Below are 12876 nucleotides of genomic sequence, written 5' to 3' on the forward strand. Positions count from 1 at the left end.
AGGGCGTCGGCCTCGCGCGCCTCATCACCGGGCAGGTGTTCCTGCATGCCAGCATGGCGGGCATGCGCATGGCCGCGCCGCTGATGGCCCTGCGGGAGGGCTACAGCGAAGCCGCGGTCGGCGTGCTGCTGGCGCTGTTCGCGCTCACACAGGTGTTCCTCGCGCTGCCCGCCGGGCGCTACGCCGACCGGCATGGCCTGCGCCGGCCGTTCGGCCTGTCGGTCATCGCGGCCGCGCTGGGTGGCGCCGCGGCCGTGGCCTTCCCCGTCTTCCCGGTGCTGTGCCTGTCGGCCCTGCTCACCGGCGGGGCGACGGGCACCGCGGTGATCGCGCTGCAGCGGCATGTGGGCCGCGCGGCCGATGGCCCCGCCGAGCTCAAGCGCGTGTTCTCGTGGCTGGCGATCGGCCCCGCCTTCTCGAACTTCGTCGGTCCGTTCACCGCCGGCCTGACGATCGACCACGGGGGCTTCCGCCTGTCGTTCCTGCTGGTGGCGATCCTGCCGCTGGTGGGCTGGTTCTGGGTGCGCGACGTCAAGGAGCTGCCGCCGGTGCAGGCGCCCCCCGGTGCCCGGCCCAGTCCGGCCTGGGACCTGGTGCGCGAGCCCATGTTCCGCCGCCTGCTGCTCGTGAACTGGGTGCTGTCCTCCTGCTGGGACGTGCACACGTTCGTGGTGCCCGTGCTCGGCCACGAGCGGGGCCTGTCGGCGTCCGTGATCGGCACCATCCTGGGCGGCTTTGCCATCGCCGCCGCCGCGGTGCGCGTGCTGCTGCCGGTGATCGCGGCCCACCTCAAGGAATGGGTGGTCATCATGGCGGCGATGGCCGCCACCGCGGTGCTGTTCGGCGTGTATCCGCTGGTGCACTCGGCGCTGGCGATGGGCGTGTGCTCGGTGCTGCTGGGCGTGGCGCTCGGCACGGTGCAGCCGATGATCATGAGCACGCTGCACCAGATCACGCCGGAGCACCGCCACGGCCAGGCCATCGGGCTGCGGATGATGGCGATCAACGCCTCCAGCGTCACGATGCCGATGCTGTTCGGCGCCGCCGGCGCGGTGATCGGCATCGCCGGCGTGTTCTGGGTCGTGGCGGCGGTCGTCGGCGGCGGAACGCGGCTGGCGTTCCGCCTCAACGACGCCGGGCCTCACAAGCCGTAGAAGCCGCGGATCGCGTCCCAGGCCGCTTCCGGCTCGTCGGCGTACTTGAACAGGTCGAGGTCGGCCGGCGAGATGACGCCTTCGTCGATCAGCACGTCGAAATCGATCAGGCGCTTCCAGTAGTCGGATCCGAACAGCACGATCGGCACCTGCTTGGCCTTGCGCGTCTGCACGAGCGTGATCACCTCGAACAGCTCGTCGAGCGTGCCGAAGCCGCCGGGGAAGGCCACCAGCGCCTTGGCCCGCATCATGAAGTGCATCTTGCGCAGCGCGAAGTAGTGGAACTTGAACGACAGCGCAGGCGTCACGTAGGGGTTGGCCGCTTCCTCCATCGGCAGCGCGATCGACAGCCCGACGCTGATGCCGTCGCCCTCGTAGGCGCCGCGGTTGGCCGCCTGCATGATGCCCGGGCCGCCGCCGGTGCAGATGAACAGCATGTCGCGCGGTTCCTTGCCCGCGCTGTACTGCGCGACCAGCTTGCCGAAGGCGCGCGCCTTCTCGTAGTAGTGCGAGTTGCGCGCCAGGGCGCGGGCGCGGCGGATCACCGCCTCGTCGCCGCCGGCCTCGGCCGCGGCGAGCAGCGTCTGGGCCTCCTCCTCGCTGCGAAAGCGCGCGCTGCCGAACACCACGATGGTGTTCTCGATGCCATGGGCCTGCTGCTCCAGGTCGGGCTTGAGCAGCTCGAGCTGGAAGCGGATGCCGCGGGTCTCGCGGCGCAGCAGGAATTCGGGGTCGGCGAAGGCGAGCCGGCTGGCGTCGCGGTCCAGCGGGAGTCCCGCGTCCGAGTGCGCCTTGAGCGTGGCCCAGGCGTCGGCCAGCCGCTGGTCGTGGATGTTGCTGGTGGAAGACATGGACCGATTTTGACGGGATTGGCGCCGCTGCTGGCGTTATCCTTCGCGCCGGCGACAACAAGCAGAGGGGACAGCCGTGACGCAGCGGAAGGAGCCGCAGTTCCACGTCGTGCTCGAAGGCCGCAAGGTCGGGCCGTACGACCGCCGCACCATCGTCGGCATGCGCATCCGCCACACGCTGACGAGCGAGCATGTCCTCATCGATGCCGACGGCGCGCAATGCACCGTCGCCGATCTCATCGGGCGTCGCCCCCGCGCCAACGACTTCAGCCCGCAACGCACCGGGGGCCATTCCATCGTCCGGGCCACGTATCCGGCCAGCCTGCGCTCGGTGCACGGCAAGGGCTTCGACATCCTGCCGTTCAAGGGTGAACTGGAGGCACGCATCCAGCCGGACGTGCTGCGCCTGGCCGGGCGGTTCCGCCGCGGCTTCGGCTGGAAGGAAGACCGCATCAAGCTGCCGCTGAAGGACATCCTGCACGCGCGCGTGCGCGGCTCGGAGCTCGAACTCGCGCTGCGCGCGGGCGCCGGCCAGCCGCCGCAGCGGGTGTGCCTGGAGCTCTTCACGCCCGGGATGGCGGCCGAGATGCGCGAGTGGCTGCCTCAGGCGACGCCCTGGCCCGACCACCTGGCCGGCGCCGGGGCGCTGGCCGAGCGGCGGGGCCAGCACATGCTGTGGTTGTCGGTCGCCAGTGCGACCTTCGCCGTGGGCGTGGTGCTGGCGGTGTTGCTGGCGCGCCGCCTCTACTGAGCCGGCAGCGCCACGGCCAGGGCGAGCGGCACGAACAGCGCCGCGAGCGCGTTCCCCAGGAGGATCATGGCGGCCACGCGGCGCGGCTCCTGGCCATAGCGCTCGGCCAGCATGAACTGCATGACGGCCGGGGGCAGGGCGGCGAAGAGCACGAGCTGGCCGCGCGCCGCGGCATCCAGGCCGAAGGCCCAGGCCAGCGGCAAGGCCAGCCCGAGCCCGATCAGCGGCCGCGCGAAGGCGCCCAGCAGTCCCTGCGACAGGTCCTCGCGGCGCAACTGCGTGAGCCGCACGCCCAGCGACAGCAGCATCAGGGGCAGCATCGGCTCGCCCAGCAGCCGCATGCCGGTCATCAGGATCTCCGGCGGCCGCACGCCGGTCGCGGCGCTGAGGAAGCCCAGCGCGGACGCGACCATCAGGGGGCTGAGCAACAGTTCGCGCGTCGCGGCCCGCGCGCTGGTGATGCGCGCCCCCACCGAAAAGTGCAGCAGGCAGCTGACGGAGAAGAGCGCGACGGCGGCGCCGAACTGCGAGGGCCCGAACGCCAGCAGCGCCAGCGGCAGGCCCATGTTGCCCGAGTTGTTGAACATGACCACCGGCACGAGCGTGCGCGCCTGGGTGCGGCTGGCCCGCGCGACGATCCACGCGACGGCGCCGGACAGCAGCACCAGCACCGCCGCCGCGGCGATGAGCAGCCGGTGCTCCTGCAGGTGGAACTCGCGGTTGGCCAGGCCGGTGTAGACCAGCAGCGGCGTCATGACGTCCAGCACGATGCGGTTGAACGTCGACAGGTCGGGCCGCGCGCGCCGGCCATAGGCATAGCCGATCGCGACGACGAAGAACACGGGAACGATCACCTGCGCGACGCGCGCCAGCAGGTCCATCAGCGCCTCCGCGCCAGCCAGGCGAGCAGGGGGGCGCGCGCCGGCGCGAGGCCCTTGTAGTCGAGGACCGCGTCGCTCATGGACGCCAGCGCGTCATGCAGCCTGGCCGCCTTGGCGGGCGTGTCGACCACGTCCGGGAGCGGCTCCACCATGACCCGGATCGTGAACACCGCCTGCCCGCTCGCCCCCCGGACCAGGAAGAAGGTCTGGCGCTCCGCGCGGAAGTGGCACCGGGCCGCGAACGCGTCCGGGTCCGTGGCCAGGGGCCAGGGCGTGCGCGGATGGCGCCGCGGGTGCTGGTCGTGCCGCGCGGACGCGCTGACCGTCCACACGTGGCGTTCCCACTGCTCGCCGCCGGTGGCCAGTTGCACCAGTTGCCTGCCGGCCGCCCGCAGCAGGCGGGCATCGGCCACGGGCGCGTGCACGGCGGCGAAATCCAGGCCCAGCTTGTCCTCGGGGGCCCAGTGCGAGGGCGCGCAGACGCACAGCCACTGCAGCCGGCCGGTGGCGCCGTCCAGGACCGCGAAGTCCTGCTCGAAGGCCAGTTCGAGCGGCGTGCCGGGCGCCACCGCGATGCCCTCGCGCGCCGCCTGCGCTTCGATCGCCGCGATCGCGGCGGCCGGGTCGAACCCCGGTGCGACCAGCCGCGTGCCGCCGGCCCGCATGGCCAGGCGCTTCTCCTCGGCCAGCGGCGAGCCGGGCCGCAGGGCCGTCAGGTGGCGCGCATCGTCCGGCAGCCGGCGCAGGCCCGGCTGCATGCGGAAGGGCGTGGCGATCAGGTCGAAGTCGAAGTCCACGGGGCGGGCAAGAAAAAGGCTCCTTGCGGAGCCTCGTTCAGTCGTGATGCCGGCCGGCCGCAGCCGCGGTCAGACGCGGCGGCGGTATTCGCCGGTGCGGGTGTCGATCTCGACCTTGTCGCCCTGGGCGACGAAGATCGGCACGCCGATCTCGAAGCCGGTGGCGATCTTGGCCGGCTTGAGCACCTTGCCCGAGGTGTCGCCCTTGACGGCCGGCTCGGTCCAGGTGATCTCGCGCTCGACGCTGGTGGGCAGTTCGACCGAGATGGCCTTGCCTTCGTAGAACACCACCTCGGCGGGCATGCCTTCCTCGAGGTAGTTCAGGGCGTCGCCCATGTTCTCCTTCTCGACCTCGTACTGGTTGTACTCGCCGTCCATCCAGACGTACATCGGGTCGGCGAAGTAGGAGTAGGTGCAGTCCTTCTTGTCCAGGACGATCTGGTCCATCTTGTCGTCGGCCTTGAAGACGACTTCGGTGCCCTGGTTGGACAGCAGGCTCTTGAGCTTCATCCGCACGGTGGCGGCGTTGCGGCCGCCGCGGGCGTATTCGGTCTTCAGCACGACCCAGGGCGCGCTGTTCTGCATGATCACGTTGCCGGCGCGGATTTCTTGAGCGATTTTCATGGTCTGTGGCGTTGGTAGGCCGCGGGGCGCTCGCGCATGGAGCGGGGCGGCGATGCGCGCGGCCCACCGGGGTGGCCATGACCGCGCAAAACCTTGGATTTTACCTTTTTTCCGCCGGGCTTCCCCGGCGCCGCGCAGGGCCGTGGTCGCGCTGGCGCGATACTTGAGCCCGATGCGCTTGCGCCGACCGACCCTGCACACCGAAACGCTCGTGCTGATGACGGCGGTGTACCTGCTCGCCGTGTGCAACGGGCCGTTCTGGCGGGCCGCCCTGGCCGGGCGCGACTGGTCGGCGCCCGGCACCTGGGCTTTGCTGGTGGCCATGTTCGGGTCGTTCACGGCCGCGTACGTCGGCTTCACCAGCCTGGTGGCCACGCGCTGGACGGTGCGGCCGCTGCTGGCGCTGCTCGTCCTGGCGGCCGCCGCGCTGTCCTACTACATGGACCGCTACGCCATCTTCTTCGACCGCAGCATGCTGCGCAACGTGGTGGCGACGCACTGGAGCGAGGCGCGCGAGCTGCTCGGCTGGGACTTCGTCGTCCACATGGCCGTGTTCGGCGCGCTGCCGGCGGCCCTGCTGTGGTGGCCGCGCCAGGCGCAGCGCCCCCCGCTGCGGGCGGCCGCCGTGCGGGCCGGCTGGGTGGCGGCCTCGGCGGTGCTGATGATCGGCTGCCTGCTGCCGGTGTTCGCCGACTTCGCCTCCCTCATGCGCAACCATCGCCAGGTGCGCTTCCTGCTCAACCCGGGCAACGCCGTCGCCGCCGTGATCGCGGACGCCTGGGGCAGCACCGGCCGCCCGGCGCCGGGTTCCCAGGCGGTGGGGACCGACGCGCGGCTGGCGCCGACGTGGCAGCAGCGGCGTCCGGCCCTGCTGGTGCTGGTCGTCGGCGAGACGGCGCGGGCGCAGAACTTCGGCCTGAACGGCTATGCCCGCCAGACCACGCCCGAGCTGGCCCGGCGCGACGTGGTCAACTTCCCGGACGTCACGGCCTGCGGCACGTCCACCGAGGTGTCGCTGCCGTGCATGTTCTCGGACCTCGGCCGGCGGCATTACGACAGCGACCGGATCGCCTCGCACGAGTCGCTGCTGCACGTGCTCAGCCGGGCCGGCGTCGGCGTGCTCTGGCGCGACAACCAGTCGGGCTGCAAGGGCGTGTGCGGCGGATTGCCGACCGAGCAGGTGATCGACGTCGCCGGGGCCGGCGCCTGTCCCGGCGGGGCCTGCACGGACGAGATGCTGCTGCACGGCCTGGCCGACCGCGTGGCGGCGGCCAAGGGCAGCCTGGTGGTGGTGCTGCACCAGCTCGGCAGCCACGGCCCCGCCTACTTCCGCCGCTACCCGCCGGCGTTCCGCCGCTTCACGCCGGCGTGCGAGCAGGAGGAGCTGCGCCGCTGCACGCAGGAGGAGATCGTCAACGCGTACGACAACACGGTGCTGTACACCGACCATGTGCTCGGCCGCGTGATCGATTTCCTGGCCACGCAGGACCAGCGGTTCGACACGGCGATGCTGTACGTGTCGGACCACGGCGAGTCGCTCGGCGAGGCCGGGCTGTACCTGCACGGCGTGCCGTATGCGATCGCTCCCGATGTGCAGAAACGCGTGCCGATGGTGGCCTGGTTCTCGCCGTCGTTCGCGCGCGGCGCCGGCCTGGACGTCGCCTGCGCGCGCACCCAGGCGGCCTCGACCGAGGCCAGCCACGACAACCTGTTCCATTCCGTGCTCGGCCTGTTCGACGTGCAGACCTCGGTCTACGAGGCCGGGATGGACCTGTTCCGGTCCTGCCGCTCCGCCGGTTAGCCGGTCGGCCGGGGACTGATCAGCCCCAGTCGGCCTGCCGCTCAGCTGGTCGCGAACCGCTGCAGCTGGGTGACGAGGTCGGCCTGCGCGACGAGGCGCGCCCGCGCGCCCTCGACGGCGTTGCGCCACGCGGGCAGGTCCCACGCCCCGGCCCCGTCGCCGCCGAAGTTCCAGCCCTGGTGCAGTTGCCGCAGCGAAGCCGGCGCCTGCAGCCAGCCGAGGAAGGCGTCGAGCTTGGCGGCATGGGCGCCGTCGTCCTGCGGATAGATGTGCCACGCGAAGGGCTGGCCGGCCCACAGCGCGCGCACCAGCGAGTCCTCGCCACGCACGAAGTTGAAGTCGCACGACCACAGCAGGTGGTCGTAGTCCTCCTGGGTCAGCAGCGGCAGCCAGTGCACGGACACGGCGCCTGGCGGCAGGCCTTGGTCGAGGAGGGCGCGCAGGGCCCGCGAGGCCCGGCCGTGCGTCGCCAGCAGGCGCACGGGCGTACCGCCGGCGGCCCGCGCGGCCAGCCAGGCGGCAAGGCCCGGCGGCTCGTAGCAGAAGAGGCTCACGACCGTCTCTCCGGCCCAGTCGATGCCGTGGCCGGAGAGCCAGGCACCCCGGTCGAACGCGGCGCGCCGGCGCAGCAGGTCCTGCTCGCGCAGCAGGCCACCGGTGCGCTCGGTGAAACCCGGATAGAAGAACCGCTTGACCAGGCCCTGGGCCGGGCCGCTCATCACCGGCGAGGGCAGCCCATGGCAGCGCTCCACCCAGGATTCGGCCGAGAGGTATTCGAGGTTGATCCAGGCCGGCTGGCGGCCGCGCAGCCGCGCCGCCTGCGCGATGCCGGCCGCCACCTCCGGATCGAGCTCGCAGCCGAAGGCCTCGACGACGACATCACCCGGCGCCTGGCCGCGGGCGGCGTCCCAGGCGCCCACCTCGACGCCCGGCTGCCCGTGCGGGGCCATCCACGCCAGGGCGCTGGCGTCGTCGATCCACAGGCGCACCTGCCCGCCGCGACGGGCCAGGTCGGCCGCCAGGCGCCAGCACACCCCGATGTCGCCGTGGTTGTCGATGACCTTGCAGAAGATGTCCCAGCGCATGCTGCCGGGATAATACGGAACCTATGTCGTCCGACCGCGCCGTGCATTCCGAACAGCTGCTGGCCGAAGTCGCCGCGCTGCCCCAGATGCCGGGGGTCTACCGCTACTTCGACGCCGACGGCGGCGTGCTGTACGTGGGCAAGGCGCGCAACCTGAAGAAGCGCGTCTCCAGCTACTTCCAGAAGAACCATGGCGGCACGCGCATCGGCCACATGGTGTCGAAGATCGTGCGCATGGAGACCACGGTCGTGCGCTCCGAGGCCGAGGCCCTGCTGCTCGAGAACAACCTCATCAAGGCGCTCAACCCGCGGTACAACATCCTCTTCCGGGACGACAAGAGCTACCCGTACCTGAAGATCCACGGCGCGCCCGACAAGGTCGGCTTCGACGACGGCGCCCACGGCCCGGCCGCCTTCCCGCGCGTCGCCTACTACCGCGGCGCCGTCGACCGCAAGCACCGCTATTTCGGCCCTTACCCGAGCGCCTGGGCCGTGAAGGAATCCATCCAGCTGCTGCAGAAGGTGTTCCGGCTGCGCACCTGCGAGGACACGGTGTTCGCCAACCGCACGCGGCCCTGCCTGCTGTACCAGATCAAGCGCTGCTCCGGGCCCTGCGTGAACCTCGTCTCGCCGCAGGAATACCAGCACGACGTGCGCAACGCCGAGTCGTTCCTGCGCGGCGAGACGCAGGCCGTGCTGGCCCAGCTCGAGCAGCGCATGCTGCAGCACGCCGAGCGGCTCGAGTTCGAGCAGGCCGCCGAACTGCGCAACCAGATGGCGGCGCTGTCCAAGGTGCTGCACCAGCAGTCGGTCGACACCGGCTCCGACAAGGACGCCGACATCCTGGCGGTCAAGGTGCAGGGCGGCAAGGCGTGCGTGAACCTCGCCATGGTGCGCGGCGGCCGCCACCTGGGCGACCGCGCCTACTTCCCCACCCACGTCGAGGACGCCGCGGCGGTGCAGGACTTCGACGACACCGAGGATGCGGTGCCGGTCCAGCCGGTCGAGGTGCAGGTGCTCGAAGCCTTCATCGCCCAGCACTACATCGGCGTGCCGGTCCCGCCGGCGCTGATCACCAGCGTGCCGGTCGCCCGCGAGCTGGTCGAGGCGCTGTCCGAGCAGACCGGCGTGAAGATCAATGCCGTGCACAACCCGCGCGAGCAGCGCCGGCTGTGGCTGGAGATGGCGGAGAAGAACGCATCGATCCAGCTCGCGCGCCTGCTCGCGGAGGAGGGCTCGCAGCAGGCCCGCACGCGCGCGCTGGTCGACTCGCTGGACCTCGCGCCCGACGAGCTCGACAACTTCCGGGTCGAGTGCTTCGACATCTCGCACACCGCCGGCGAGGCCACGCAGGCATCGTGCGTCGTGTTCCACCACCACCGGATGCAGAACAGCGAATACCGCCGCTACAACATCGACGGCATCACGCCTGGCGACGACTACGCGGCCATGCGGCAGGTGCTCACCCGCCGCTATGCGCGCCTGGCCGACGTCGGCCGCGACCCGCCCGATGCATCGCCGCCGCCGGGCGAAGCCGACGCCGAGCCCCCCAGGAAGGGTGGCGCGCGCGGCGGCGCGACCCGGCTGCCCGACCTGGTGCTGGTCGACGGCGGCCGCGGCCAGGTGAGCATGGCGCGCGAGGTGTTCGCCGAACTCGGCCTCGACCTCTCGGTGATCGTGGGCGTGGAGAAGGGCGAGGGGCGCCGCGTGGGCCTGGAGGAGCTGGTCTTCGCCGACGGGCGCGACAAGGTCTACCTGGGCAAGGATTCGGCGGCGCTGATGCTGGTGGCGCAGATCCGCGACGAGGCGCACCGGTTCGCCATCACGGGCATGCGGGCGCGGCGGGCGAAGGTGCGCATCGGCGGCAGCAAGCTCGAGGAGATTCCCGGCATCGGCGCCAAGAAACGGGCGCGGCTGCTGCAGCGTTTCGGCGGCATCCGCGGCGTCGCCTCGGCCGGGGTGGACGACATCGCCGCGGTCGAGGGCATCGGCCGCGATCTCGCGGAGGAGATCTATCGTGCGCTTCACTAAGCTGCTCGCCACTGCATGGGCCGGCCTCGTGGCCGCCTGCACCTCGCCCGTCCAGGCGCCCGGCCCGGGCGGCGCGCAGCCCGCCACCGTGGCCGGCGCCATGCCCCGCGCGGCGCCGGGCGCGGCCGCCCGGTCGTGGGAGGAGTACAAGATGCGCGCGGCACGCCGCATCCACGACACCAGCGCCGGCGAGACGTTCGCGGGCCCGCTGCCCGACCCGCTGCAGTCCATCCCGGTGCTGCAGGTGGAGCTCAATCGCGACGGCAGCGTGCGCGACATCCGCGTGCTGCGCGTGCCGCGCCAGTCCCCGCAGACGGTGCAGATGGCCGTGCGGGCGATCCGGCGCGCCGCGCCGTTCGAGCCGGTCGGGCACCTGCCGCGCCCGTGGCAGTTCAACGAGACGTTCCTGTACAACGACGACCTGAAGTTCCAGCTGCGCACGCTCGCCGAGGCGCCGTGAACGCCCCGCGGCCGCCGGGGCATGTGAGAATCGCGCCATGTTCTTCACGGTCCCGACGATCCTCACCTGGACGCGCATCGTCGCGATTCCCCTGATCGTCGGCGTGTTCTACGTCGGCCTGCCGGTGCCGGTGCAGAACCTGGTGGCCACCGTCATGTTCGTGGCGTTCGCGCTGACCGACTGGCTGGACGGCTTCCTGGCCCGGCGCCTGAACCAGACCTCGGCGTTCGGCGCCTTCCTCGATCCGGTGGCCGACAAGTTCCTGGTCTGCGCCTCGCTGCTGGTGCTGGTGCACCTGGGGCGCGCCGACGTCTTCGTGGCGCTGATCATCATCGGCCGCGAGATCGCCATCTCGGCCCTGCGCGAATGGATGGCCCAGATCGGCGCATCGCGCAGCGTCGCCGTGCACATGCTGGGCAAGGTGAAGACGACCGTGCAGATGGTGGCGATCCCGTTCCTGCTGTTCGACGGCAGGCTGTTCGGCGCCATCGACACGGGCGTGTGGGGCCACTGGCTCATCTGGCTGGCCGCCATCCTGACCGTCTGGTCGATGGCCTACTACCTGCAAAAGGCGCTTCCCGAGATCCGGCAGCGGGTGCGGTGACCGGCATGCAGGCGCAGGACCGCCAGGACGCGCTGGTGCGGGCGATGCCCGCCGTCTTCGTGCTGATCTGGAGCACCGGCTTCATCGTGGCGCGCTACGGCATGCCGCACGCGCCGCCGATGAAGTTCCTGGCGGTGCGCTACATCCTCTCGGTCGCCTGCTTCCTCGCCTGGGCCCTGGCGGCGCGGGCGGCCTGGCCGCGCGGGCGGGCGCAGTGGGCGCACCTGGCCGTCACCGGCATCTTCATGCACGCCGGCTACCTGGGCGGCGTGTGGGCCGCGGTCAAGGCGGGCATGGGCGCCGGCCTGGCGGCGCTGCTCGTGGGCCTGCAGCCGGTCTTGACCGCCATCTGGGTGTCCATGCGCGGCGGCACGGTGGCGCGCCGGCAATGGGCCGGGCTCGTCCTCGGCCTGGCGGGCCTCCTGCTGGTGGTCTGGCAGAAGCTCGGGTTCGGCGAGGTCCACCCGCTGAACCTGTCGTTCGCGATGATCGCGCTGGCGTGCATCACCGCGGGCACGCTCTACCAGAAGCGCTTCGTCGCCCCCTGCGACGTCCGCACCGCCAACCTGGTGCAGCTGGCCGCGGCCTTCGCGGTCACGCTGCCGCTCGCTGCGCTGGAGACGGAGCCCATGCGCTGGTCCTTGCCGGGCGGCGGCTGGAACACCGAGCTCGCCGGCGCCATGGGCTGGTCGGTCCTCGGGCTCACCCTGGGCGGCAGCTCGCTGCTGTACCTGCTGATCCAGCGCGGCGCGGCCACCACCGTCACCAGCCTGATGTACCTGGTGCCGCCGAGCACCGCCCTGATGGCCTGGCTGCTGTTCGGCGAGCCGATCACGCCGCTGATCGTCGCCGGCGTCGCGCTCACCGCGGTGGGCGTGAGCCTCGTGGTGCGGGCGCCGCGCCAGCCTTGAGCTTCCAGGGCTCGCCGCGAAAGCGCTCGGCGAGGAAGTCCACCAGCAGCCGGATGCGCTTCGGGCTGGACGTGGTGTGCGGCGCGAGCCAGTGGATGTCGGCGTCGACCATCGCGTAGCCGGGCAACACCCGCACCAGGTCGCCGCTCGCCAGGTCGCCGGCGATGTCCCACAGGCTGCGCAGCATGATCCCGTGGCCGGCCAGGCACCAGTCGCGCACCAGTTCCCCCGAGTTGCTCGACAGCCGCCCGCCGACCCGCACGCGCACCTCGGCCCGGTCGCGCTCGCGTTGCAGCCGCCAGACGTCGAACTGATCGTTCTCGCGTGCCACCAGGCAGTCGTGCGCCGCCAGCTCCGCCGGCGTGGACGGCGCACCGCGCCGGCGCAGGTAGTCGGGCGAGGCGGCCAGCACGCGCTGGTTGCGCGCCAGCCGCCGCCCCGTCCATTCGTCGGCTCGCTGCCCGCGCACGGCCCACAGCCACACCGCGCCGTCGAATCCCTCCACCGCCAGGTCGGGCAGCTGCTCGGTGAGCTGCAGCTGCAGCTCCAGGTGCGGATGGCGGGCCTGGAACTCGGCGAGGGCCGGGCCGAGCCACACCCGGCCGAAACCGAAGGTGGCCGCGAGCCGGATGCGGCCGACCGGCTCGTGGTGACGTTCCTGCAGTTCGGATTCCAGGGCGTCGAAGCCGGCCAGCAGCCCCGCGGCGCGTTCGCACAGCGCCTCGCCATCCGGCGTCGGCACCACGCGGCGCGTGGTGCGCTGGAACAACTTGAGGCCCAGCCGGGCCTCGAGCGCGGCCAGCCGCTTGGTGATCACCGAGGGCACCACGTCGGCGGCAGCCGCCGCGGCCGCCAGGCTGCCGTGCTGGCGGATGGCCAGCAGCAGGTCGAGGTCGGGGCGGTTCAGGCGCGGCTTCATTGCTTCCA

At 71.9% G+C, this 12876-nt stretch carries 13 protein-coding genes; 7 read left to right on the top strand and 6 right to left on the bottom strand.

Going from position 1 to position 12876, the window contains the following annotated elements; translation table 11 throughout:
- Positions 1-53 precede the first annotated feature (53 nt).
- Positions 54-1154 (top strand): MFS transporter, encoded by a 1101-nt coding sequence (locus AC3ANR_RS09720; RefSeq protein ID WP_488291779.1) that lies wholly within the window; start codon positions 54-56, stop codon positions 1152-1154.
- Here the strand turns inward: AC3ANR_RS09720 and AC3ANR_RS09725 are convergent.
- Complete coding sequence (locus tag AC3ANR_RS09725; protein WP_488291672.1) at positions 1142-2005, bottom strand: LOG family protein; 864 nt, start codon at positions 2003-2005, stop codon at positions 1142-1144. The two genes, AC3ANR_RS09720 and AC3ANR_RS09725, sit on opposite strands and share 13 nt — an antisense overlap.
- 76 nt (positions 2006-2081) lie before the next feature.
- Between AC3ANR_RS09725 and AC3ANR_RS09730 the strand changes: the two genes are divergently transcribed.
- Positions 2082-2756, top strand: coding sequence for a hypothetical protein (locus AC3ANR_RS09730; RefSeq protein ID WP_488291673.1), 675 nt, complete (start codon positions 2082-2084; stop codon positions 2754-2756).
- Here the strand turns inward: AC3ANR_RS09730 and AC3ANR_RS09735 are convergent.
- The 3 genes from AC3ANR_RS09735 to efp form a co-directional block, all read right to left on the bottom strand.
- Entirely contained in the window at positions 2750-3637 is an 888-nt protein-coding gene (locus tag AC3ANR_RS09735) for an AEC family transporter (protein ID WP_488291674.1), read from the bottom strand. The genes AC3ANR_RS09730 and AC3ANR_RS09735 overlap by 7 nt on opposite strands.
- Positions 3637-4434 carry a heme-dependent oxidative N-demethylase subunit alpha family protein gene (locus tag AC3ANR_RS09740; protein ID WP_488291675.1) on the bottom strand — a complete coding sequence of 266 codons (798 nt, stop codon included), beginning with the start codon at positions 4432-4434 and terminating at the stop codon, positions 3637-3639. Before AC3ANR_RS09740 ends, AC3ANR_RS09735 begins: the two co-directional genes overlap by 1 nt.
- 69 nt (positions 4435-4503) lie before the next feature.
- On the bottom strand, positions 4504-5058 hold the full coding sequence (gene efp / locus AC3ANR_RS09745) for an elongation factor P (protein WP_488291676.1): 555 nt from the start codon (positions 5056-5058) through the stop codon (positions 4504-4506).
- Positions 5059-5275: 217 nt separating this feature from the next.
- On the opposite strand from efp, the gene AC3ANR_RS09750 reads away from it, so the two are divergent.
- Positions 5276-6859 (top strand): phosphoethanolamine transferase, encoded by a 1584-nt coding sequence (locus AC3ANR_RS09750; RefSeq protein WP_488291780.1) that lies wholly within the window; start codon positions 5276-5278, stop codon positions 6857-6859.
- 41 nt (positions 6860-6900) lie between these two features.
- Here the strand turns inward: AC3ANR_RS09750 and earP are convergent, their stop codons facing one another.
- On the bottom strand, positions 6901-7944 hold the full coding sequence (gene earP / locus AC3ANR_RS09755; protein WP_488291677.1) for an elongation factor P maturation arginine rhamnosyltransferase EarP: 1044 nt from the start codon (positions 7942-7944) through the stop codon (positions 6901-6903).
- Positions 7945-7967: 23 nt separating this feature from the next.
- Between earP and uvrC the strand changes: the two genes are divergently transcribed.
- From uvrC to AC3ANR_RS09775, 4 genes are read left to right on the top strand one after another with little or no spacing between them, the layout of a single operon-like run.
- Positions 7968-9974: an excinuclease ABC subunit UvrC gene (uvrC, locus tag AC3ANR_RS09760; protein WP_488291678.1), complete on the top strand. Its 2007-nt coding sequence runs from the start codon at positions 7968-7970 to the stop codon at positions 9972-9974.
- Positions 9961-10434, top strand: a complete 474-nt coding sequence (locus tag AC3ANR_RS09765) for an energy transducer TonB (RefSeq protein ID WP_488291679.1) — start codon at positions 9961-9963, stop codon at positions 10432-10434. Before uvrC ends, AC3ANR_RS09765 begins: the two co-directional genes overlap by 14 nt.
- A gap of 37 nt (positions 10435-10471) precedes the next feature.
- Entirely contained in the window at positions 10472-11038 is a 567-nt protein-coding gene (gene pgsA / locus AC3ANR_RS09770) for a CDP-diacylglycerol--glycerol-3-phosphate 3-phosphatidyltransferase (RefSeq protein WP_488291680.1), read from the top strand.
- Between the two features lie 5 nt (positions 11039-11043).
- Entirely contained in the window at positions 11044-11949 is a 906-nt protein-coding gene (locus AC3ANR_RS09775) for a DMT family transporter (RefSeq protein ID WP_488291681.1), read from the top strand.
- Here AC3ANR_RS09775 and AC3ANR_RS09780 read toward each other — a convergent pair.
- Positions 11900-12868: a LysR family transcriptional regulator gene (locus AC3ANR_RS09780; RefSeq protein ID WP_488291682.1), complete on the bottom strand. Its 969-nt coding sequence runs from the start codon at positions 12866-12868 to the stop codon at positions 11900-11902. The genes AC3ANR_RS09775 and AC3ANR_RS09780 overlap by 50 nt on opposite strands.
- Positions 12869-12876 lie beyond the last annotated feature (8 nt).

Source organism: Ramlibacter sp. JJN2-2R (assembly GCF_057747835.1).